Below are 21,321 nucleotides of genomic sequence, written 5' to 3' on the forward strand. Positions count from 1 at the left end.
CCATGGAGATGGCCCTGAAGTCACTCGCCGTGGCCGCCTGCTACTACATGGCGGGACGTCTCGGTCTGCTGGGGCAGGTCGGCGTCGAAGGTGTCGTGGTCACGCCCATCTGGCCGCCGACCGGCGTCGCCGTCGCCGCCCTGCTCGTGTTCGGCGTGGGGGTGTGGCCCGGTATCGCCCTCGGCGCCTTCCTCACGATCACCTCGCTCACCGTCCCCCAGCTCACCTCCCTGGTCACCGTCGCGGGCAACACCGCGGCGCCGCTCGGCGCCTACCTGGCCCTGCGCTGGGTCGGCTTCAGACCCGACGTGTCCCGGCTGCGCGACGGGACCAGCCTGGTCTTCCTCGGCGGCTTCGGCTCCATGCTCATCAGCGCGACGGCCGGCGTCGCGCCACAGGTGTGGACGGGCTCACTGGACACGGGCGACTTCTGGCCCGTGTGGCTGGCCTGGTGGGTGGGCGACGCCATGGGCGTGCTGCTCGTGACGCCGCTGCTGCTGGTCCTCGTCCGGGGCTTCCTCGCCTGCTGGCGGGGGACGGCGCGCCGCATGTCGGTCGGGCGGTGGGTGGAGGCCGCGTGTCTGGCGGCCGCGGTCCTGCTGCTCGCGCCGTTGGCCGTGTTCAGCTCGCCCAGCATGCTCTTCCTCGTCTTCCCCCTGCTGATCTGGGCCGCGCTCCGCTTCGAGCTGGCCGGAAGCATGCTGTGCGCGCTGTTCGCCTCCGTGCTCACCACCTACGCGGCGCACGAGGGGCGGGGCTCGTTCGTCAACCTCTCCGACATCGAGGTCATGTCCAAGCTCCAGGCGTTCAACGGAGCCGCCGCGCTGACGGCTCTGCTGCTGTCCGCGCTCGTCGCCGAGCAGCGCAACACCCGCCGCTCGGTCCAGCAGGCCTGCAACGAACTCGCCGAGCTGCTGGAACACCTCGCCGCGGGCGAGCACACACCGGACCCCTCCGACAGGCACCCGCCCGAGCCCCCGGAGGGGCGGCCGAGGATCAGGGGCGGCGGGCTGTGAGCAGCTCGAAGGGCGGATTGGCCGCGTAGTCGTCCCAGAACCCGTCGGGGAAGGCCGCCCGGCCCTCCGCCGAGACCGACAGCGGGGACCACGCGACATCCGTGAATCCGGCGCGCGTCAGCGCCTCGGCGTAGACCTCACGGCGCGGGAGGCTCGCGACGAACGAGACGGGCTCGGGGTCGAGGAACGCGGTGACCCGCACCCGTGGGCCGACCTCGACACTGCTGCCCTCGAGCTCGCAGTGGAAGCCGTACGGGCGGGGGCTCGGGCCCTCGAAGTCGTAGTCGGGGCTCTGATTCAGGGCGTAGAAGGTGCCGCCGGGGCGCAGCGCGGCGTGGACGGTCCGGCACATGGCCGTCATCGCGTCGACGGTCTCCGCGTAGTTGAGCAGGTTGACGGCGGTGGCGATGTCGTAGCGGCCCCCGCCGGGAGCGCCGGTGGTCGCGACGTCGCCGACGGCATAGCGCACGCCGAGCGGGTCGGCCTTCTCGATGCGGCGGGCGACGTCCACCATCTCGCCGGAGATGTCGATGCCGCACACGTCGTCGGCGCCGCGCCGCTTGAACAGACGGCTGTAGAAACCGGTGCCGCAGGCGAGGTCCAGGACGGACTTGCCGCGCACGTCGCCGACCAGCGACAAGAAGCTGGGAACCTCGACATGGCGGGCCAGAAGGAGGGCCTTGAAGCCCTCGAACGCCTCGCCGATCCGGTCGTACTGCTGCTCCGCGCTCGTACTCACACTGCCTCCAGGGACGGGCTCGGTGATGTCTGCGAGCAGTCTTCTCGCGGAGCGCCGCCGGGCCGACTGGCAGGAGCCACAAAGTTCGCGGCGCAGGGTCGGGCGCGTGCACAAGGCCCGCGTCCGGGGCCCCGTGCCTCAGTCGGGCCGCTGCTCCGCGTCGCGGCAGTCGGCGCACTGCCCCCACCAGGTGACCTCGGCCTCGTCGACGGTGAAGCCGCGGTCCTCGATCGGGTCCAGGCAGGGCGCCGCGCCGACGGCGCAGTCCACGTCCTCGATCCGGCCGCAGGAGCGGCAGACCAGGTGATGGTGGTTGTCCCCGACGCGCAGCTCGTACCGGGCGGGGGAGCCCGCCGGCTCGACGCAGCGCACGAGATGGACCCGCGTCAGGTCCTCCAGGACGTTGTAGAGGCCCTGACGCGACAGGCCCCCGCGGGAGCCGTCGGACGTGGACGCTCCGATCCGCTCCTCCAGGTCGGCCGCGGACGCGTGCGGCCGACCCTGGAGCGCCGCCAGCACGGCGCGCCGCTGGGCCGTGCTGCGCAGGCCCTTGCGCCGCAGCAGCTCGTCCGCGTCCTGGCCCGTCATTACGCGGCCTCGGCGGCCAGGCAAGTGCGGCAGACGACGCGCCGCCCGGCGCGCCTGCTGGTGGTGCGGCTCATGCCGTTGGCCCGCTGGATGTGGGTCGCGAGCACGCGCGAGTGGTCGTGGCAGGTGGCCAGTCCGCAGCGGGTGCAGATGCCGATGCCGGTGGTGTCGGGACGGTTTTCCTGGATGCAGTCGTAGCAAGCCATGGGGTGCCTCCGTGGGGGATTGTCACCGGAGGTGGCAGGCGTCACTGGCTGCGCTGATTTGTACCTCGGTTCCCTTTACGGTACGTCCCTCTTTGGATTGAGTCCAATCTAGGTTCCCGTCTCTTCTGGGTCGGAGTCACGACTTGGCCCGCTTCACGTACAGGCGATTGCCCTTCGGTCCGGTCCACTCCAGGCGTACGACACCGGCCACCGCTGCCTCCCCGGAACGGGAGGGGTCGGCCCAGTAGCCGAAGGCCGGGTTGCGGAAGAACGTGCCCCACAGGCCTCCGTGGTGGTCCTTGAAGAAGTTGTTGTGCCCGGCGCCGACACCCGCCGTCCAGCGCTTCGAGTACGGGCCCTCCAGGCGGTCGGCGACGGCGACCACCGCGTCGTACTGGTACTGCGTGCGGCCGGTGCCCGCCGGGTCGTACGCGTAGCGGGTGCTGCCGTCGGCATTGGCCGAGGCGCGGTCCCACGCCGCGTGCACCAGGAAGTACTTGCCGCCGTGCTTGAACACGTAGGCGCCCTCCAGATACGGCTCGGGGGAGTACGGGGTCTGCCGGAACGCCGGGAGGTTCGTCGTCGGGACGATGTCCTCCATGTCGTCACGGAACTTCGCGTACACGTGGTTGTGCAGCACCAGCCACGCGTCGTCGCCCTCGGTGAAGAGACCCCCGTCGATGTGGTGGTACGCGCCGGGCTTGATGAACGCGGGCCCGCCGGGCACCACGTCGCCGAACGGCTTGTCGAGATTGCCGTCGACGAGCCGGTAGGGGCCCTCGACCCCGCCGTCGCTCACCAGCATGAAGGAGCCGACCAGCTTGGAGTGGTCGCCCATGCACGCGACGATGTACCACTTGTCGCGGAAGCGGTGCAGCTCGGGCGCCCAGGCGTTGGCCCGCTTGCCGAACTGGTCGTCGTACCAGTACTCCTGCCACGGCGCGACGACCGTGCGGCCCGGCCGGTTCTCGTCCACGAACTCCGGCGACCACACCTTGCCGCGCTCGGCGCCCGGCCGGATGCCGGTCGTGTCGGCGAGGCGCCACGGGCCGTGCAGCGACGGCGCGGTCCACACGAAGATGCCGTCGTTCCACGGCCCGGCCGCCGAGAGGCCCGGCACGCGCGTCGTGCCGGTGGCCACGTAGAGCGGGCGGCCGTCGACGACGAAGCAGTTGACGTACGTGTCACGCATCCAGACGCGCCCCAATTCCTCGTCGCGGGGGCGCAGTTCGAGCGGCAGGACGAAGGAGTTGTCCTCGCGCGGCCACAGGTCCTTGCGGGTGTCCGCGAGCCCGTACGGTTCGAGCGTCGGCCAGTTGGGCGGATACGGCCGCCGCGCGCCGACATCGGCGGGCCGGGCGTGCGCCGCGGTCGAGGGCAGCGCCACCGCCCCCATGGAACCGGCGATGCCGGCCAGCACACCCCGTCGGCCGATGTGCGTTCCGTTGTGCTCTTCCCTGGTCATCAGACGTGGCTCCTTGGCTCGTCGCCGGTGATGGCGGGCAGCGTGGTGTCGTGGTGTCGTGGTGCGAGCATGCTTCAGCCCGGCCGAGATTTAAGTCAAGAGCGCCTACATAAATGAGCGCGTGAACGGCGGTACGAGGGTCAAGAGGGCGCTGGTCAGCGGCGAATGTTGCAGTCGTATGGCGTTCCCCGAGCGTGCCGGAAACCGGTGCTGGAGGGCGATAAAGCGCATCGTCCCAGGCCAAGCCGTATGCGGGGGAGTGTTGTTGGGGCGGAATCCGTCGCACGGATTTCGTTCCGACTCATTGACGAAAATGGTCGGCCCTCACATGCTGTGCGGCATGCACGAACACGACGGCCCGCTGACGCGGCTCCGGCGCGGCCACGAGCAGTCCGTTCTCGAGCTGCTCCGCAAACAAGGCCCGCTGAGCCGCGCCGAGTTGAGCACCCGCAGCGGACTGAGCCGCACCACGCTCTACGACATCGTCGCCGCCCTCCTCGGCAGCGGCGCCGTGGTCGCCAGCACCCCGCAGGCCGAGACACGCAAGCGCGGCCGCCCCGTGGAGAAGCTCAGCCTGAACCCGGCCGCGGGCGAAGCGGTCGGCATCGACTTCGCGCGGCGCGCGGTGCACGTCGCCGCCGTCAACTTCGCCCATGAGGTCGTCGGTTCGGCGAGCGAACGACACGCCCCCGACCTCTCCTGGCCCGAACGGGTCGACGTGGCGGAACGCCTCCTCGCCTCCCTGGCCACCGGCCCGGCCGATGCCGATGCGGCCGAGTCCGGTGGTCAGGGCCGGTCCTCCGGGGTCCACCTCGACGCCCTCACCGCCATCGGCGTCGGCGTCGTCGGACCGATCGCCGACCCCGGCAGCGAACACGCCCACGCCCAGGGCATCGACGGCCTCCCCGACCTGCTGCGCAAACGGTTCGGGGCACCGGTGCTGCTCGACAACAACACCCGGCTCGCCGCACTCGCCGAAGCGGTCTGGGGCGCGGCTGCCGACAGCAGCGACGTGCTCTATCTGCGGCTTTCGCACGGCGTCGGCGGCGGCCTCGTCGTCGGCGGCGCCCTGCACCGCGGCCGGTACGGCCTGTCCGGCGAGTTCGGACACGTCACCGTCGACCCGATGGGCCGCACCTGCGAGTGCGGCGGGACCGGCTGCCTGGAGACCCGCGCCTCGCTCGACGCGGTGCTGTACCGCTACCGCGAATCGGGCGGCCGGGCCCGGGACCTCACCGGATTCCTCGAAGCGGTCGCCGCCGCCGAACCGGCCGCCCTCGACGTGCTGGAGCACGTCGGCGCCGACGTCGGCACCGTACTCGCCTCCGTCTGCCACGTCGTCGGCGCCGGTGTCATCGTCGTCGGCGGCGAACTCGCCGAGGCAGGGCCCGCACTCCTCGACCCCGTCGAACGCACCCTGCGCCGGCATCTGATGCCGCTGGCCCACCACCACCTGGACCTGCGCCGCGCCACGCTCGGCGAGGCCGGCAGCGCGCTCGGCGGCATCGCCCTCGTCCTCCACGAATCCCCCCTGCTGACCCACTACCCGCAGCCCGCCCCCGAGGAGCACGCGTGAAGCCACCAGCGAGGAACCCATGGCTGTGATCACCCCCGCCCGGAAGACAGCCGCCGAGACACAAGCGCGGCCACCACGCCGCCGCCGGGGCCGGCCCCTGATCCTGAACGTCGTCGCCGTGGTGGCCGGGGTCGCCGTGTGGGGCGTCGTGGCCGCCCTCGGCTGGGTCGAGAACCTGCCCACCCCCGCGGCCGTCGCCGAGAAGGCCGGCGACATGATCTCCGACGGCACCCTGGCCGACGACACCCTCGCCAGCCTGCGCCGCGTCCTGTTCGGCTACGCCCTCGGCGTGCTCGCCGCCGTGCCGATCGGCTTCCTCATGGGCTGGTACCCGACGGTGCGCGCCCTGGTCGAGCCGTACATCCAGTTCTTCCGCACCATCCCGCCGCTCGCCCTGATTCCGCTGGCGGTGGTGCTGCTCGGCATCGGCGAGGTGCCGAAGATCGCCGTGATCTTCCTGGCGTCCTTCATGGCCTGCGTCGTCTCCTCCTTCCAGGGAGTCGTCGACGTCGACAAGACGCTGATCAACGCGGCGCGGGTGCTCGGCGCCTCCGACCGGACCATCTTCGCCAAGGTGGTCGTCCCCGCCTCCACCCCCTTCATCCTCGTCGGCATGCGCATCGGCCTCGGCGCGTCCTGGGCCACCGTGGTCGCCGCCGAACTCATCGGCGCCCAGGAGGGCTTGGGCTATCGGATGCAGAAGGCGTCCACCTGGTTCGAAATGGACACGATCTTCGTGTCCCTGATCACTATCGGTGTGCTCGGGCTCGTCATGGACCGGCTTCTGCTGCTGGCCGAACGACGCCTCACCGGCTGGCAGGAGCGGCGATGAACGGCAAGGCAGTGCAGGACAGGACACCGGACAGCAAGATCAGCTTTCGGGACGTGGTGAAGACCTTCCCGCTCAAGGGGACCACCTTCACCGCGCTGGACGGGATCAGCCTGGACATCGCGGACCAGGAGTTCGTCACCGTCGTCGGCCCCTCGGGCTGCGGCAAGTCCACCCTGATGAGCATGGCCGCCGGACTCCAGGAACCCGACTCGGGCAGCGTCCTCGTCGACGGCACCCCGGTGTCGGGCCCCGGCCCCGACCGCGGCGTGATCTTCCAGCAGTACGCGCTCTTCCCCTGGCTGACGGTCCGCCAGAACGTCGAGTTCGGGCTCAAGCTGGCCTCCGTACCCACCGCGGAGCGGCGTCGCCGCGCCGAAGCGGCCATCGCCCTCGTCGGCCTCGACGAGTTCGCCGACGCGCTGCCCAAGACCCTGTCCGGCGGCATGAAGCAGCGCTGCGCCATCGCCCGTGCCTACGCGGTCGACCCCCAAGTCCTGCTGATGGACGAGCCGTTCGGCGCGCTCGACGCCCTGACCCGGGTGCAGCTGCAGGACCAGCTGCTCGCGACCTGGAGCCAGGAGAAGCGCACGGTCCTCTTCATCACCCACGACGTCGACGAGGCGGTCTACCTCGCCAGCCGCGTCGTCGTCATGGCCGCAAGGCCCGGCCGCGTCCACCGCGTCATCGACGTCGACCTGCCGTACCCGCGCACCGAGGAGATCCGGCTCTCACCCGAATTCCGGCGCATCCGCAACGACGTGTGGACTTCCGTCTACCACCAGGAAGCACCGGCCGGCGCCGCCTGACACACCATCACCCGCGCCCGCACACACCGCATTCAGCCAAGCCCCCCCCGCACCACCCGAGAGGACGTCCAGCATGCCCAGAAGCAGGATCAGGCGCACCACCCTCACGGCGCTGCCCGCCGCCCTGATGCTCTCGCTCTCCGTCACCGCCTGCTCCGGCAGCGGCTCCGAGGACGACAACACGGTCCGCTTCGGCTACATCGCCGACTACAACGGCGCCAGCCTGCTCGCCATCGCCGAGAAGCAGGGCCTGTGGAAGAAGGCCGACCTCACCGCGAAGGTGAAGGCGTTCAACAACGGCCCGGTCCAGATCCAGGCCCTCAGCGCCGACAGCCTCGACTACGGCTACATCGGCCCCGGCGCCATGTGGCTGCCCGCCTCCGGCAAGGCCAAGGTCATCGCCGTCGACACCCTCACCTACGCCGACCGTGTCATCGGACAACCCGGCATGAAGTCCATGAAGGACCTCAAGGGCAAGCGGGTCGGCGTCCCCGAGGGCACCTCCGGGGACATGATCCTCAACATCGCCCTGGCGAAGGCCGGGATGACGACGAAGGACATCACCAAGGTCAACATGGACCCGTCCACCATCGTCTCCGCCTTCTCCTCGGGGAAGATCGACGGGGCCGGCTTCTTCTACCCCGCCATCGACACCATCAAGAAGAAGGTGCCGGGCCTGCACGAGATAGCCAGCACCAAGGACACCAAGGACTCCTTCCCGACGGCGTTCGTCGCGGGCAACAAGGTGCCCGAGGAGAAGAACAAGAAGGTCGTCAAGGTGCTCCAGCAGGCCAACGACTGGCGCCAGGAACACCCCGAGGAGACCATCGCGCTCACCGCCAAGATGCTCCAGGTCACCGAGGCCCAGGCCAAGGCCGACGCCTCCCACGTCCAGACCCTCTCCACCAAGGACCTCGTCGCCAAGACCAAGAGCGGCGAGGTGGACACCTGGCTCAAGAAGCTCGGCGACTTCTTCGTCCGCAACAAGCAACTGGACGACAACACCGATCCGGGAAAGTATTACGTGGCCGATCTGTACTCGGAGACGTACGCCAAGTAGCCACGCAGGGGAGCGCAGGCCCGTGACACCCTTTCCAGGACTCCAGGTCACCTCACTCACGACCACGGCCGTCAAGGGGTTCGGGGTCGTACCACGGGACGAGGTGGAGCTGACCAGAACGGGGGTGGCGGGCGACCGCGCCTTCCTCCTGGTCGACGCGGAGGGCAACCTGCTGTCCATGACCCGCACGGGCGCCTGGGCCGGACACACCGCCCACTACGCCGCCGACAGCGGTGTGCTGACCGTGACCTGCCCGGACGGCACGGTCGTCAGCGACGAGGTGCGGCTCGGGGAGGCGGTGGAGGTCGACTTCTTCCGGCACCACAAGGTGCCCGGCAGGTTCGTCGAGGGCCCATGGGTGAAGGCCCTCTCGGAGAGCGTGGGCCAACCGGTCCGCCTGGTGCGCCCCGACGCCGACAACGGCGGCGTGGACCTGCGGCCCGTCACCCTCCTCGGCGACGCCTCCGTGGCCGAACTGGCCCACCACTCCGGCCTCGACGCGGTCGACGCCCGGCGCTTTCGCATGACACTCGGCTTCGGTGGCGCCGAACCCCACACGGAGGACACCTGGGAGGGTCGGACGCTGCGCATCGGCGAGGCGGTGCTGCGCGTCGAGGGCCCGGTGAAGCGCTGCGGCGCCGTCAACCGCGACCCGGTCGACGGCTCCGGCGGTGTGCGCGCGCTCTCCCTGATCAAGCGCTACCGGGGCCTCGGCCAGAGCACCCTGGGCCGCGGCGTCCTGTTCGGGGTGTACGCGGACGTACTGACACCCGGCCGGATCAGGGTCGGCGACGCACTGGAGCTGGACGCGGCCCCGGCGGCGTTGAGCCACTGAACCTGCCGGCCACCGGGCGCTGTATTCAGGAGACCCGCGGCGGCGCCGTCGACGCGCGGAGCACCGGCGCCGCCGGCAGCCGGGACGTCACCGTGCGCCGCTGCCCGTCGACCAGTTCGTGGAGCCGGGTCACCGCGAGCGTGCCGACCTGCCGCAGCGGCACATCGAGCGCGGTCACCGGCGGCGTGGTCGCACCGAGCGTGCTCAGGTCGTCGGCCGCCGCCAGGCTGATGTCCTCCGGGACCCGCCGCCCGGTCGTGCCGAGCCCGTGCAGCAGGCCCAGCGCGAGATAGCTGTTGTACGCGAGGACGGCCGTCGCCGCGCCGGGCAGCGTGCGCGAGGCCTCGATCCCGGCGTCGAACGTGGGCGGCAGCGGGCCCAGCACATGGATGCGCGCGTCCGCCCGAGCGGCCTGCGCGGTGAGCGCCGCGCGCCGCTGCTCGTCCGCCCAGGAAGCCGCGGGACCGGACACGTAGGCGATGTCGCGGTGGCCGAGCTCCAGCAGATGCCCGAGGAGCTCGGCGAGACCCGCCGCGGTGTCGGCCACGACGGCGGGAAGCCGGCCCACCTGGCGGTCGACCAGCACCAGGGGTTGGCGCCTGAACCGCTCGCGCAGCGCCGCGTCCGTGCCCACCGGAGTCACCATGATCAGCCCGTCGGCCTGCTCCGACAGCCGGTCGGCCAGCGCGGCCTCGCGCTCCGCGTCGTACTCGGACACCGCGATCAGCAGATGGCTCTCGGTGTCCTCCGCCGCCTGCTGCGCGCCGATGACCAGGGGAGCGAAGAAGGGGTTCGAGAGCGTCGGCACGATGAGGCCGACCAGTCCCGTGCGGCCCGTGGTCAGGGCGCGGGCCGCCGCGTTGGGCTGGAAGCCGAGCCGGTCCGCCGCCTCCCGCACCCGCAGCCGGGTGGCCTCCGCGACCATGTCCGGGCGCTGCAGGGCCCGCGACGCGGTCGCCTTCGACACCCCCGCCGCCTGTGCCACGTCCATGAGCGTCGCCACTGCTGCCCCCTGCTCGCCGTCCCGACCGCGCGTCCCGGCCCGCCGCCCTGAGGTTCTGCCGAGCCGCTGTTCACTTTCTCTTTATGCCGTGTCATGATACCTGCAACCGGTCTCTGCAACCGGTTGCAGAGACCGGTTGCAGAGACCGTACCCAGTCGGGTGCCCCGCACGCCCCGCGCCCTCTCGCGCCGACGACGCCGCGGACCGACCTGCCCACCCCTCATCCCGCCGAGGTCCCCATGTCCACCACCGCTCCGCCCTCCGGCGAGCAGGCCGACGCCGCCCCCGAGCCCGAGCCCACATCCGAGTCGCTCGTCGAACGGCTCTTCCGCGTCCGCGGGCGCGGCAGCAACCACCGCACCGAACTCGTCGCCGGCGCCTCGATGTTCATGGCCGCGGCCTACGCGGTCGTCGTGGTCCCCGGCCAGCTGGCGGGCGCGGGAGTGCCGCACGGCGCCGCGACCACCGCCGTCATCATCGCCATCGCCCTCGCGACGCTGGCCATGGGCCTCGTCGCCAACCTGCCGTTCGTCGTCGCGCCGGGCCTCGGCGGTGTCGCACTCGTCGCCTTCACCATCGTCGGCCAGGACCACGTTCCGTGGGACACCGCGCTCGGCATGGTGTTCTGGTCCGGTGTCGCCTTCCTTGTGCTGACCCTGCTCGGCATCCGTGACCTCGTCACGCGCCTGATGCCGATGAACCTCAAGTACGCCATCAGCGGCGGCCTCGGCCTCTACATCGCCCTCATCGGCTTCCGCGACGCCGACCTCGTCGTCGGCAACGCCGACAAGGCCGCCCTCGCCGTCGGCGACCTGTCGAAGCCCGCGGGGCTGCTCGCCCTCGGCGGACTGCTGCTGCTCACCGCGCTCGCCTCGCGCAAGGTGCCCGGCGCGTTCCTCATCACCATCGCGGCCGTCACGATCGTCGGTGTGCCGCTCGGCGTGACCGACGTCCCCGACAGCCTCTTCTCCGCCCCGGACTCGCCAGGGCCGCTGTTCTTCGACATCGACATCATCGGGGCGCTCAAGCCCGAGTACTTCCCGTACATCTTCGCCTTCTTCGTGTCCGAGTTCTTCTCCATGACCGGCACCCTCCTCGCCGTCTCGGGACGCGCCGGGCTGCTCGACAAGGACGGCAACATCCCCGGCTCCCGCCGCCCCTTCCTCGTCGACTCGGTCTCCGTGATGGGCGGTTCCGCCGTCGGCGCCCCGTCGATGACGGCCTACCTGGAGTCCTCGGCCGCCGCCGACGCGGGCGGCAAGACCGGCCTCGCGTCCGTGTGGGCCGCGTGCGGGTTCGGGCTGCTGCTCCTCGTCACGCCGTTCGCGACGCTGATCCCCTCCGCGGCGACCGCGCCCGTGCTGATCTACATCGGTCTGAACATGCTCGGCGCCCTGAAGAACGTCGACTTCAAGGACCCGACCAACGCGATCCCGGCCGCCCTCACCGTCGCGACCACCCTCTTCTTCGGCAACTTCGGCACCGGCATCGCGGTCGGACTCGCCGCCCACGTCCTGGTCAAGACCGTCAGCGGCCGCGTCCGCGAGGTGCCCTGGCCGCTGTGGATCGTCATGGTCCCGCTGGGCTACTACTTCTACACACTCGTCCCGTGACGACGTCCACGCCCTCGGCCCGTGACGACATCCCGCCGCGCGTGACGACACCCCTTCCGAAGGAGCACGACCCCATGAGTGAGCAGCACGACCTCCGGATCAGCGGCGGGCGCGTGGTGTCCACCTTCACCGGCGAGGAGTTCGCCGCCGACGTCCTCGTACGGGGCGAGACGATCAGCGCGGTGCTGCCGCCGGGCACCCCGGCCGACGCCCGCGAGGAGATCGACGCGACGGGCATGCTGGTCGTCCCCGGCTTCCTGGACGCCCACATGCACATCGAGAGCGCGTTCCTGACACCGCAGGAGTTCGCCGCGGTGACGCTCGCGCGGGGCACGACGACCGTCCTCGCCGACCCGCACGAGATCGTCAACGTCGCCGGGCGCGACGCCATGCGCTGGATGATCGACGCCGGCCGGGAGACCGCCCAGACCCAGCTGTGGGGCGTCCCGTCCTGCGTGCCCGCCCTGGAGGGCCTGGAGCACGCGGGGGCGGCGCTGTCCGCCGACGACATCGCGGAGATGCTGCGCTGGCCCGGTGTCGTCGCGCTCGGCGAGGTGATGGACTACCGGGCCGTGGTCGCGGGCGACCGCAGGATGCACGAGATCACCGCCGCGGCCCGCGCACAGGACGTGATCCTCGACGGTCACTGCCCGAACCTGACCGGCGTCGAGCTCAGCGCCTACCTGGCCACCGGCGTCGACTCCGACCACACCAAGAACCGCACCGAAGTGGTCCTGGAGAAGGCCCGCCTCGGCATGACGATGATGCTGCAGGAGAAGTGTCTGAACGAGGAGGTGGCGCAGGCGCTGCTCGCCCTGCCGCAGCTCCCGCCGCTGTGCCTGGTCACCGACGACCTCGCCGCCGACCACATCGTCGACAAGGGACACCTCGACCACATCGCACGGGTCGCCGTGGCCGCCGGATTTCCGCCGCACGTCGTCCTGAAGGCCCTGACGTGGACGCCGGCCCAGCGCCTTCGCCTCCACGACCGCGGCGTCGTGTCACCGGGCAAGCGCGCCGACCTGGTGCTGCTGCGCGGCGAACTCGCCTCGTTCGACCCGGCGATGGTGTTCGCCGGCGGCCGACGGGTGGGGGAGAACGGCGCCCCCGCACAGCCCGAGGCCGCGGCCTCCGACGCCCCGGCCGTCGCACCGCTCGGCAGCCGCATCGACGTCGAACCGCAGGATGCGGACACCTTCCGCTGGACCGTCGACCTGCCCGACGGCGAACACACATTCCGCGCCATGCGGGTCAACGAACGCGACACCTACACCGAAGCGGCCGAGATCCAACTCCCGGTCCACGGTGGCGAGGTGCAGTGGGAGGGCCGCACCACCCTCGTCCGCGTCCGCAACCGCTACGGACGTGACGGCGCGGTCTTCGCACCCCTCCTCGGCCGCGAACTCGCCGACGGCGCCGTGGCATCGACGTACGCCCACGACAGCCACAACCTGCTGACCATCGGCACGTCCCGCGCCGCGATGGCGTCCGCGGCGGCGGCCGTCGTCGCCGACGGGGGAGGCGTCGCCGTGGTCCGCGGACCCGAGGGCGAGTCGATCGCCGCGCGCATGCCGCTGCCCGTGGGCGGTGTGCTGTCCGCACGCCCGGCCGGTGACGTCGCCGATCAGGCGGCCGCGGTACGGGGGGCGTTGGAGGGCTGGGGCTGGCGCCATCTCAACCCGTTCATGAGCGTGTCCACGCTGACCCTCGCCGTCTCACCCGCCCTGAAGATCACCGACCGTTCCCTGGTGGACGTCGTCCGCCGAGAGGCCGTGGGGGCGACAACGACCCGCTGACCGCGCCGTTCCACCGCGCCCCGTCCGGCTCAGGCCGGGCGGGGCGCGATCGTTTTCTCCTGTCCGGCCAGTCACGCACAGTGCCTCTCACCTCGCGCAACTGCCCGTAATCCTGCGCCTTTTGTCCTTTTCTCAACGCCAATTGACCATGTGTTCAGCAAGGGTGGGGTGCGCGAGCTGCACGTATGGCCTAAAGTGACGACGCGACTACGCTGAGAGGCGATACGGAGAAGGGGGCGGAAGAGTTGCGTCACGATCAGGTTTCCGGGTGGGACCGGGCCGCATGCCGCACGACGGATCCCGACGAGTTGTTCGTCGAGGGTGCCGCGCAGAGCAGCGCCAAGCGGATCTGTGCCGGATGCGTCATCAAGACCGAATGCCTGGCCCACGCGCTGGACCAGCGGATCCAGCACGGGGTGTGGGGCGGCATGACCGAGCGTGAGCGCCGCGCGCTGCTGCGCCGGCGGCCGACCGTCACCTCGTGGCGGCGACTGCTCGAGGCCGCCCGCGCCGAGCACGAGCGGCCTCTTCGGGCAGAGCCCGCACGGGTGTCGTAAGGGACGTCCTCAGCCCCACGCCCCGAGCGTGAACTCGGCGATGACCACCGAGAGCAGGAATGACGCGGTGATGGCCACGAGCCCGACCGGGACGATCTTCCAGCCGATGCGGCGCAGCAGCGGCAGATCCTTCCCGAGAGACAGCCCCGCGAGCGTCAGCATGATCGTCGCGATGGACAGAAAGTCCACCGACGAGACAAGGCGGTTCAGCGTGTCCGAGGCGAAGAACCACGGACTGGACACATACGCGCCGACCGTGGTGATCCACACGATCGCCGAGATCTTCCGGCTGACCTTGGCCAGCACGAGCCCGACCAGGACCAGGCCCAGCAGCACGGCGTAACCACCGACGATGTCCCAGCCGATGTGGCCGGCCGCGACCGAGGCCGTGCCGATACCGAGCACCGTCAGCACGCCGAGCGACAGCCACAGCGGCAGCTTGATCTCGCCCGCGGCCGACGCCACCTGCTCGCGGAACGCCCGGTTCTCCGCCGCGCTCTCCTCCGCCGCCTGCGGCGTTTCCGACCCGGCCGACGAGGAGTCCGGCGCGTCCGCACGCCAACGCCGCGTCAGGAAGCGGTAGAAGCGGTCGGCCAGCGGCAGCGCGAGATAGATGCCGACGTACACACCGAGGATCGTCGTGATCAGGTTGGACACCGCGGCCATGCCCAGGATGGCCTGCTCGTCGCCGGGGTAGGCGGCCACGATGCTGGCCGAGGACGCGGCCATCATCGACCCGGAGCCGACACCCGCGCCCATCGCCAGGGCCAGCGGATCGAAGATGTTCCAGTTCGACACCAGCGAGGTCAGCAGCGTGATGAAGACCGCGCCGAACATCGTGCCGAACACGTACATGGCGAGGACACCGCGGTACTGATCGGAGTCGGGACCGTACTTCTCCGACACCATCGCGAAGGACGGCTCCCGGTCCAGCGAGAACGTGGCACCGACCGTGGCCTTGCCCATGCGCAGCAGCACGGCGAGCGGCAGCGCGATCGCGACCGTGCCGAGCAGGTGCCCGATCTCCTGGAGCAGCAGCGCGGGACCGGCATCGGCGAGCGTCGGCAGACTGGGCCCGATGTTGAAGGCCAGCCGCGCCACCAGGATCATCACGGCGACCCCGACGAGCGCGGACGCCACCTTCTGCAGATCGATGCCGAGCGGCCGGAACTTCTGCACCGACACCAGCAGGCCCAGCAGCAGGCCCCACACCATCGGGAAGACGATGACCGAGCCGATGCCCAGGTCGATGTCGAGTTCCCCGATGAACTGCACGACCAGCGCGATCACCAGGGCGAGCCCGGCGATGGGCAGTGTCTGCCGGGTACGGGTGCCGCGGTCGTCCGGCTTGAGGAGGGTGGTCATGTCGTCACCCGGCCCTTCTGATGTCACGGCGGTAGGCGGCCTCGACGAACCGGGCACGCTGCCCGGGATCGCCCGCCGCGTCGACGACGGTCCAGGCGAGCGCCCGGGCCGCCTCCAGCATCAGCTCGTACGCCGCGTCGCTGTCCGCGACGGCCGCGAAGCCGTGCGAGTGGATGGGTACGTCGGCGCCGGGGATGCTCAGCCACGGATGCAGACTCGGGATCACCTGGCTGACATTGCCCATGTCGGTGGAACCGCCGCCGAGCCGACCACCGGTTGTGGTGTCACGGCCGAACGACTCCATCGCGGCCGTCCAGTACCCGGCCAGCGCGTCGTCCTGCACCAGCGGCTCGTACAGCGGCTCGGTCGCCTCGATCACGACCTCGGTGCCGCTCGCGAGGGCCGCGCCCTCGAAGCAGCGCCGCACACGGCCGAGCAGCTCCTCGTACTCGGGCAGCGTGAACGCCCGGCACTCGAAGTCGACGACCGCCCGCTCCGGAATGATGTTGGTGGCCACGCCGGCCTCGGAGACGAACAGGGCCACCCGGTGGTCGCCGGGGATCTGCTGGCGCAGCAGGCCGATGGCGACCTGGGCGAGCGTGGCACCGTCGGCGGCGTTGACCCCCTGGTGCGGCGCGGCGGCGGCGTGCGCCGCGCGGCCGGTGAACACGGCACGGTAGCGGCCGACCGCCTGCGCGGTGGTCCCCGCCGGGTTGTACGAGACGCCGTCCTGCACGGGGTGCACCATCAGGGCGAGGCCCACCCCGTCGAACGCGCCCGCTTCGAGCAGCAGCGACTTGCCGCCGCCGTGTTCCTCGGCCGGCGTGCCGATCGCCTTGAGCGTGATGCCCAACTCGTCGGCGTGCGGGGCGAGGGCGAGCGCCGCCGCCACCGACGCACCGGCGATGAGGTTGTGGCCGCAGGCATGGCCCACGTCGGGCAGCGCGTCGTACTCGACACACAGCGCCACCGTCAGCTCGCCGCTGCCCGCGGTCGCCGTGAACGCGGTCGGCAGCCCGCCCGTGCCGTGCTCGACCGTGAACCCGCCCTCGGCGAGCAGCGCGGTGATCGCCGCGGCGGACTCGGTCTCCGCGAAGGAGAGCTCGGGACGGGCGTGCAGCGCGCGGGCCAGGGACAGCACCCGCCCCTCCCATGTGCCGACACCGGCCGAGGTGTCCTTCTTGAGTCGGTCGCCTTCGGCGACGGTCTGTGTCTGGCTCATCGAGGACTCCTCAGTAGCTGAGCGACGGGAACGGGGAACCGGCGGCACGCGTGGGAGTCCACACGGCCTTGGTCTGGGTGTACTCGTCCAGTACGCCGGGGCCGGAGGACCGGCCGTGCCCGGAGTCGCCGAAGCCACCGAAGGGCACGGCCACGTGGATCGTCTTGTACGAGTTGATCCAGAAGGTACCTGCCTTCACCGCACGAGCCACGTGGTGGGCCCGCGAGACATCCTGCGTCCACACCGCACCGGCGAGCCCGAAGACGGTGGCGTTGGCGCGCTCGACGGCCTCCGCCTCCGTGAAGAAGGTGTCGACGCCGACGACCGGTCCGAACACCTCGGTGGTCTCCAGCACATTGGCCGGGCTGACCCCGTCCAGCACCGTGGGCAGCACCCAACGGCCGTCCGCCAGTGACGAGCCCGCCACCTGCCCCGGCAGGTCCGTGCCCGTCGCCCGGTGCGCGCCGCCCGCGATGCCCGCCTCGACGAGCGAGGTGACCGTCGCGAACTGCGACTCCGTGATGATGGGGCCGACCTCCGTGGCCGGGTCGAGGGGATCGCCGACCCGCAGCCTGGCCGCCCGCTCCACCACACGGGACACGAAATCCGCGTGCACCGACCGCTCCACCAGCAGCCGCGAACCCGCCACACACGACTGCCCGGCCCCGGAGAAGATCGCCGACACCGCGCCGTCCGCCGCCCGGTCCAGATCCGCGTCGGCGAACACGATGTTGGCACTCTTGCCGCCGAGCTCCAGGACCGTCGGAATGCCCGCGCCCGCCGCCGCGACCGCCACCCGCCGGCCGGTCGCCACCGAGCCGATGAACGACACCTTCCCGACCCGCGGGTCGGTGGTGAGCGTGGCACCGACGGTGGAGCCCAGACCTGTGGCGACGTTGAACACACCGTCCGGCAGCCCCGCCCGGTGCGCCAGCTGCGCCAGCCGCACCGTGGAGGCGGGGGTGAACTCGCTGGGCTTGAGGACGACCGCGTTGCCGGCGGCGAGTGGCGCCGCCGCGTTCCAACCGCCGGTGAACAGCGGCGCGTTCCACGGCGTGACCGCCACCACGACACCCCACGGCACCCGCTCGGTGTACGTGTGCCAGTTGCCCGGCACCGGAATGGTGTGCCCGAGCAGCTTGTCCGCCCAGCCCGCGTAGTAGCCGAACATCTCGGCGACCTTCGCCGCCTCGACCCTGGTGTCACGGATCGGCTTGCCCGTGGTGGCGGACTCGAGCGCCGCCAGTTCCTCGCCGTGCTCGGCGACGGTGCGGGCCACCTCGCGCAGGATCGCCGCCCGCTCGAACGGGTCGGTGGCGGCCCATGTCGCGGCCCCGCGGACCGCGCTGGCGAGGACGGCGTCGGCGCCCTCCGAACCGGCGTCGGCGTAGTCGACCACCCACTCGGAGGTGGCGGCGGACGTGAGGCGGACGGCGTGGCCGCGGCCGGGCACGACGAGCCCGTCCACGAACGAGCCGAGTCCCTGCGGGAAGTGGGCGTCCAGGGCCGCGCGGGCCGTGGCGGCACCGGACGTGGCCGAGTCGATGGAGAAGGCGGTGGTGGTGGTCATGGTGCGTCGGTCCTTAACGCGTGAGGGTCGGTGCGACGGTACGGGCTATCTCGGAGAAGTCGGCGGCCGGGCCGAGCTCGGCCAGCGCCTCCTGCCACCGCTCGCTCACGGCGGCCAGCAGCTGAGGTGTCTCGCCGCGCCGCTTCGCGGTCTCGACGGCCAGGGCGGCGTCGCGCGCCATCAGCCCGAGCGAGAACCCGGAGTCGTAACTGCCGTTGAGCACCCAGTCCGGGTACATCGCGGCGGAGGCCCTGCTGGCGCCGGACGCGCCACTGATGCCTTCGGCCGAGGCAGCCGGGTCGACGCCGTACGCCTTGGCGACCGCGAGGGCCTCGCCGACGGCGACCAGGTTGACCGCGGCCAGCATGTTGTTGAGCAGCTTGACGACATTGCCCGAGCCGGGGCCGCCCAGATGCCGGAACTGCCCGCCGGTGAGCGCGTCGAGCACGGGCCGCGCCGCCTCGACGGCATCCGCCGTGCCACCGACGAACGCGCTCAGCCGACCGGCCGCCGCGCCGGTACGGCCACCGGAGACGGGAGCGTCGACGAAGGACACACCCTGCTGCGCCGCGCTCGCCGCGCAGGCGACCGATGTGTCGGGCTGCGACGTCGTCGTGTCGACGACGGCGACCGTGCCGGGCCGTGCCAGCAGCACGGGCAGGCTCTCCTCGACGACCGCGGCGGACGGCAGGGACAGCACCACGTACGGGGCTCCCGCGAGCTGATCGAGACCGTCGACGGCGTCCACACCGGCCTCACGGGCGGTGGCCCGCGCGGCGGGGGAGGGGTCGAACCCGCGGACCTGCCAACCGGCCCCGACCAGGGCGGTGGCCATGGCGCCGCCCATCGACCCGAGGCCGACGACGGCGATGTGCTTACTCATCAGTGTTCCTTGCGAGACGGGGAGACGGGGAGATGCGAGGGACGGGGGAGACGGGGGCCGGCGACGTCAGTCGAGGTAGATGTCCAGGTCCCGCCACAGCTGCTGGGTGCGGCGGATCGCGGCGCGGCTGCGCTCCGGCTGCGCCTCCTGCATCCCGGCGAGCAGCCCGTAGACGACCGAGGTGGCGGCGGTGACGGACTGGAAGAAGGAGATGCCCTCGGAGGGCACGACGAGGAGGTGGTCGGCGATCTCGGTGGCGAGTCGCCCCCGGCGCATGTCACTGATCGCGACGACGGTGGCACCGGCGTCGTGGGCTGCCTCCGCGGCGGCGATGACCTGCTTCGTGGAGCGCCACATGTTGACGACCACGAGAACGTCGCCCGGTCCGACACTGTTCACGGCCGAGGCCAGGTGCACACCGGCCCGGTTCTCCAGCGTGATCGGATAGCCCATGGTGGAACCGAGGTGTGCCATCACCCCGGCCGGTCCGGCGAAGGAGCCGACACCGATCACGAGGATCGACCGGGCCTCGGCGAGCGCCGCGATGGTGGCTTCCGCCTCCTCGCCGGAGTTGCTCTCGAGGGTCTGGCGCAGGTTCTCGAGATCGTGGGTCAGCGCGTCGTGCAGCGGGCTGCGGTGCTCGCCGTGCTCGGTGAGGGTGTCCTCGGTGGAGATGTGCACGAGGTAGCGGGCGCGCAGTTCCCGTTGCAGATCGGGCCAGCCCTGGTAGCCGAGGGTCTGCGCGGCACGGACGACGGTCGAGCTGTTCACGTCCGCACGCTCGGCGATCTGCGCGATCTCCGCGTACGAGGCGAGCTGCGGATTGCGCACGATGATGTCGACGACGCGGGTCTGGGCCTTGGACAGGGGCACGTCGGGCAGGGCGTCACCCAGCCAGTCGGCCTGGTCGGGGTGGTTGCCGGGGGTGTGGGGTGAAGGCACGGGCGTTGCTTTCTGGGAGAGCGAGCAATCTGCAAGTGCGATTGCAGAACCGTACCTCGCAATTTCAATTGCGTGAACCCCTTTGTTCGGCCGGTCGTACGCGCGGCTTCAGGTGATACGGGGGTGATAGAGATGGTCCTGCCGTGATCTTCACCGGAAGGAACCACCGTTGAGCTCCGACGACGCCCCCGTGCTGCGGTCCGTGGAGGGACGCGCCGCGTACCTCACCCTGAACCGGCCCCGGGCCCTGAACTCCCTCACCCACACCATGCTTCGGTCGCTCGCGGAGGCGCTCGACACCTGGGAGAGCGACCCGTCCGTCGAGACCGTCGTGCTCCGGGGAGCGGGGGAGCGGGGCCTGTGCGCGGGGGCCGACATCCGGCTCTTCCACGACGACGCGCGCAGCGGCGACCACCGGGCGTCGCAGGCCTTCCTGCGCGACGAGTACCGGCTCAACTCCCGTATCGCGCACTACCCGAAGCCCTACGTCGCCGTCATGGACGGCATCGTGATGGGCGGCGGAGTGGGCCTGTCCGCGCACGGCGGCATCCGCGTCGTGACCGAACGCTCGAAGGTGGCGATGCCCGAGGTCGGCATCGGCCTGGTCCCCGACGTCGGCGGCACGTACCTGTTCACGCGCGCCCCCGGCCGGCTCGGCACCCACCTCGCGCTCACGGGCATGGCGGTGGGCGCCGCCGACGCGCTGCTGTGCGGCCTCGCCGACCACTACGTACCGTCCGAGGCGCTGCCCCGGCTGCTGCGCGAGCTGGCCGAGGGGGCGCCGGACGAGGTGGTGGCACGGTACGCGGAGCAGGCGCCGCCCGGAGTCTTCGACGAGCAGCGCGCCTGGATCGAGGCCTGCTACGAGGCCGACACCGTCGAGGAGATCGTCGACCGGCTCTTCGCCACCGGTGAGATCGCCGCCAAGGAGGCGGCGGACATGATCCTGTCCCGCTCGCCCATGGCCGTGAAGGCCACGCTGGAGTCCCTGCACCGAGCGGCCCGCCTCGACTCGCTGGAGCAGGCGCTCGACCAGGAGTACCGGGTGATCTGCGCGGCCCTGGACACCCACGACCTGCCCGAGGGCATCCGCGCCCAGATCATCGACAAGGACCGCGACCCCCGGTGGTCACCGGCGACCCTGACCGAGGTCGGCGCCGCCGACGTGGAGCGGTACTTCGCGCCGCCGCGCGAGGGCGACCTGGGCCTCGGCTGACGACCGCCCGGCCGGGGGGCCGCCCCGGCCG

At 71.4% G+C, this 21,321-nt stretch carries 20 protein-coding genes; 10 read left to right on the forward strand and 10 right to left on the reverse strand.

The window, feature by feature from the left end; all coding sequences use genetic code 11:
* Positions 1–8 precede the first annotated feature (8 nt).
* Positions 9–1,016: an MASE1 domain-containing protein gene (locus tag ACY34M_RS20500; RefSeq protein ID WP_462722222.1), complete on the forward strand. Its 1,008-nt coding sequence runs from the start codon at positions 9–11 to the stop codon at positions 1,014–1,016.
* Here the strand turns inward: ACY34M_RS20500 and ACY34M_RS20505 are convergent.
* The 4 genes from ACY34M_RS20505 to ACY34M_RS20520 form a co-directional block, all read right to left on the reverse strand.
* Positions 997–1,755, reverse strand: coding sequence for a class I SAM-dependent methyltransferase (locus tag ACY34M_RS20505; protein ID WP_462722221.1), 759 nt, complete (start codon positions 1,753–1,755; stop codon positions 997–999). The genes ACY34M_RS20500 and ACY34M_RS20505 overlap by 20 nt on opposite strands.
* A 138-nt stretch (positions 1,756–1,893) precedes the next feature.
* Entirely contained in the window at positions 1,894–2,343 is a 450-nt protein-coding gene (locus ACY34M_RS20510; protein WP_462722220.1) for a Fur family transcriptional regulator, read from the reverse strand.
* Positions 2,343–2,549, reverse strand: a complete 207-nt coding sequence (locus tag ACY34M_RS20515; RefSeq protein WP_462722219.1) for a DUF2180 family protein — start codon at positions 2,547–2,549, stop codon at positions 2,343–2,345. The genes ACY34M_RS20510 and ACY34M_RS20515 overlap by 1 nt, the downstream gene beginning before the upstream one ends.
* Before the next feature lie 136 nt (positions 2,550–2,685).
* Positions 2,686–4,014 carry a family 43 glycosylhydrolase gene (locus tag ACY34M_RS20520; protein WP_462722218.1) on the reverse strand — a complete coding sequence of 443 codons (1,329 nt, stop codon included), beginning with the start codon at positions 4,012–4,014 and terminating at the stop codon, positions 2,686–2,688.
* Between the two features lie 328 nt (positions 4,015–4,342).
* On the opposite strand from ACY34M_RS20520, the gene ACY34M_RS20525 reads away from it, so the two are divergent.
* From ACY34M_RS20525 to ACY34M_RS20545, 5 genes are all read left to right on the forward strand, one after another.
* Positions 4,343–5,590: an ROK family transcriptional regulator gene (locus ACY34M_RS20525; RefSeq protein ID WP_462722351.1), complete on the forward strand. Its 1,248-nt coding sequence runs from the start codon at positions 4,343–4,345 to the stop codon at positions 5,588–5,590.
* Between the two features lie 19 nt (positions 5,591–5,609).
* Complete coding sequence (locus ACY34M_RS20530) at positions 5,610–6,422, forward strand: ABC transporter permease (RefSeq protein WP_462722217.1); 813 nt, start codon at positions 5,610–5,612, stop codon at positions 6,420–6,422.
* Positions 6,419–7,228 (forward strand): ABC transporter ATP-binding protein, encoded by an 810-nt coding sequence (locus tag ACY34M_RS20535; protein WP_462722216.1) that lies wholly within the window; start codon positions 6,419–6,421, stop codon positions 7,226–7,228. Before ACY34M_RS20530 ends, ACY34M_RS20535 begins: the two co-directional genes overlap by 4 nt.
* A 73-nt stretch (positions 7,229–7,301) precedes the next feature.
* A complete protein-coding gene (locus ACY34M_RS20540; RefSeq protein WP_462722215.1) occupies positions 7,302–8,288 on the forward strand; it encodes an aliphatic sulfonate ABC transporter substrate-binding protein in 987 nt (328 codons plus the stop codon).
* A 22-nt stretch (positions 8,289–8,310) separates the two neighbouring features.
* Complete coding sequence (locus ACY34M_RS20545; RefSeq protein ID WP_462722214.1) at positions 8,311–9,123, forward strand: MOSC domain-containing protein; 813 nt, start codon at positions 8,311–8,313, stop codon at positions 9,121–9,123.
* A gap of 25 nt (positions 9,124–9,148) precedes the next feature.
* On the opposite strand, the gene ACY34M_RS20550 is transcribed toward ACY34M_RS20545, so the two are convergent.
* Entirely contained in the window at positions 9,149–10,126 is a 978-nt protein-coding gene (locus tag ACY34M_RS20550) for a LacI family DNA-binding transcriptional regulator (RefSeq protein ID WP_462722213.1), read from the reverse strand.
* Between the two features lie 239 nt (positions 10,127–10,365).
* On the opposite strand from ACY34M_RS20550, the gene ACY34M_RS20555 reads away from it, so the two are divergent.
* The 3 genes from ACY34M_RS20555 to ACY34M_RS20565 all read left to right on the forward strand — a co-directional run bounded on the left by ACY34M_RS20555 (position 10,366) and on the right by ACY34M_RS20565 (position 14,092).
* Complete coding sequence (locus tag ACY34M_RS20555; RefSeq protein WP_462722212.1) at positions 10,366–11,739, forward strand: NCS2 family permease; 1,374 nt, start codon at positions 10,366–10,368, stop codon at positions 11,737–11,739.
* Between the two features lie 74 nt (positions 11,740–11,813).
* Complete coding sequence (locus ACY34M_RS20560; RefSeq protein ID WP_462722211.1) at positions 11,814–13,535, forward strand: adenine deaminase C-terminal domain-containing protein; 1,722 nt, start codon at positions 11,814–11,816, stop codon at positions 13,533–13,535.
* 245 nt (positions 13,536–13,780) lie between these two features.
* Positions 13,781–14,092: a WhiB family transcriptional regulator gene (locus tag ACY34M_RS20565; RefSeq protein WP_462722210.1), complete on the forward strand. Its 312-nt coding sequence runs from the start codon at positions 13,781–13,783 to the stop codon at positions 14,090–14,092.
* 9 nt (positions 14,093–14,101) lie between these two features.
* Here ACY34M_RS20565 and ACY34M_RS20570 read toward each other — a convergent pair whose 3' ends face one another.
* From ACY34M_RS20570 to ACY34M_RS20590, 5 genes are all read right to left on the reverse strand, one after another.
* Complete coding sequence (locus tag ACY34M_RS20570; RefSeq protein ID WP_462722209.1) at positions 14,102–15,457, reverse strand: DUF3100 domain-containing protein; 1,356 nt, start codon at positions 15,455–15,457, stop codon at positions 14,102–14,104.
* Positions 15,458–15,461: 4 nt separating this feature from the next.
* Positions 15,462–16,679, reverse strand: coding sequence for a M20 family metallopeptidase (locus ACY34M_RS20575; protein ID WP_462722208.1), 1,218 nt, complete (start codon positions 16,677–16,679; stop codon positions 15,462–15,464).
* A 10-nt stretch (positions 16,680–16,689) separates the two neighbouring features.
* Positions 16,690–18,249: an aldehyde dehydrogenase family protein gene (locus ACY34M_RS20580; RefSeq protein ID WP_462722207.1), complete on the reverse strand. Its 1,560-nt coding sequence runs from the start codon at positions 18,247–18,249 to the stop codon at positions 16,690–16,692.
* 13 nt (positions 18,250–18,262) lie between these two features.
* A complete protein-coding gene (locus ACY34M_RS20585) occupies positions 18,263–19,132 on the reverse strand; it encodes an NAD(P)-dependent oxidoreductase (RefSeq protein ID WP_462722206.1) in 870 nt (289 codons plus the stop codon).
* 66 nt (positions 19,133–19,198) lie between these two features.
* On the reverse strand, positions 19,199–20,074 hold the full coding sequence (locus ACY34M_RS20590; RefSeq protein WP_462722205.1) for a MurR/RpiR family transcriptional regulator: 876 nt from the start codon (positions 20,072–20,074) through the stop codon (positions 19,199–19,201).
* A gap of 169 nt (positions 20,075–20,243) precedes the next feature.
* Here ACY34M_RS20590 and ACY34M_RS20595 point away from each other — a divergent pair, with 169 nt between their 5' ends.
* Complete coding sequence (locus ACY34M_RS20595) at positions 20,244–21,290, forward strand: enoyl-CoA hydratase/isomerase family protein (protein WP_462722204.1); 1,047 nt, start codon at positions 20,244–20,246, stop codon at positions 21,288–21,290.
* The last annotated feature ends 31 nt before the right edge of the window (positions 21,291–21,321 follow it).

The sequence above is a fragment of the Streptomyces sp. EDA2-14 genome (assembly GCF_054963755.1).

Excerpts from the sequence above, each read along its gene's own strand:
- ACY34M_RS20500 (WP_462722222.1), top strand. The coding sequence starts at position 9 with ATGGCCCTGAAGTCACTCGCCGTGGCCGCCTGCTACTACATGGCGGGA.
- ACY34M_RS20510 (WP_462722220.1), bottom strand. The coding sequence starts at position 2,343 with ATGACGGGCCAGGACGCGGACGAGCTGCTGCGGCGCAAGGGCCTGCGC.
- ACY34M_RS20515 (WP_462722219.1), bottom strand. The coding sequence starts at position 2,549 with ATGGCTTGCTACGACTGCATCCAGGAAAACCGTCCCGACACCACCGGC.
- ACY34M_RS20520 (WP_462722218.1), bottom strand. The coding sequence starts at position 4,014 with ATGACCAGGGAAGAGCACAACGGAACGCACATCGGCCGACGGGGTGTG.
- ACY34M_RS20525 (WP_462722351.1), top strand. The coding sequence starts at position 4,343 with ATGCTGTGCGGCATGCACGAACACGACGGCCCGCTGACGCGGCTCCGG.
- ACY34M_RS20530 (WP_462722217.1), top strand. The coding sequence starts at position 5,610 with ATGGCTGTGATCACCCCCGCCCGGAAGACAGCCGCCGAGACACAAGCG.
- ACY34M_RS20535 (WP_462722216.1), top strand. The coding sequence starts at position 6,419 with ATGAACGGCAAGGCAGTGCAGGACAGGACACCGGACAGCAAGATCAGC.
- ACY34M_RS20540 (WP_462722215.1), top strand. The coding sequence starts at position 7,302 with ATGCCCAGAAGCAGGATCAGGCGCACCACCCTCACGGCGCTGCCCGCC.
- ACY34M_RS20555 (WP_462722212.1), top strand. The coding sequence starts at position 10,366 with ATGTCCACCACCGCTCCGCCCTCCGGCGAGCAGGCCGACGCCGCCCCC.
- ACY34M_RS20560 (WP_462722211.1), top strand. The coding sequence starts at position 11,814 with ATGAGTGAGCAGCACGACCTCCGGATCAGCGGCGGGCGCGTGGTGTCC.
- ACY34M_RS20570 (WP_462722209.1), bottom strand. The coding sequence starts at position 15,457 with ATGACCACCCTCCTCAAGCCGGACGACCGCGGCACCCGTACCCGGCAG.
- ACY34M_RS20575 (WP_462722208.1), bottom strand. The coding sequence starts at position 16,679 with ATGAGCCAGACACAGACCGTCGCCGAAGGCGACCGACTCAAGAAGGAC.
- ACY34M_RS20580 (WP_462722207.1), bottom strand. The coding sequence starts at position 18,249 with ATGACCACCACCACCGCCTTCTCCATCGACTCGGCCACGTCCGGTGCC.
- ACY34M_RS20585 (WP_462722206.1), bottom strand. The coding sequence starts at position 19,132 with ATGAGTAAGCACATCGCCGTCGTCGGCCTCGGGTCGATGGGCGGCGCC.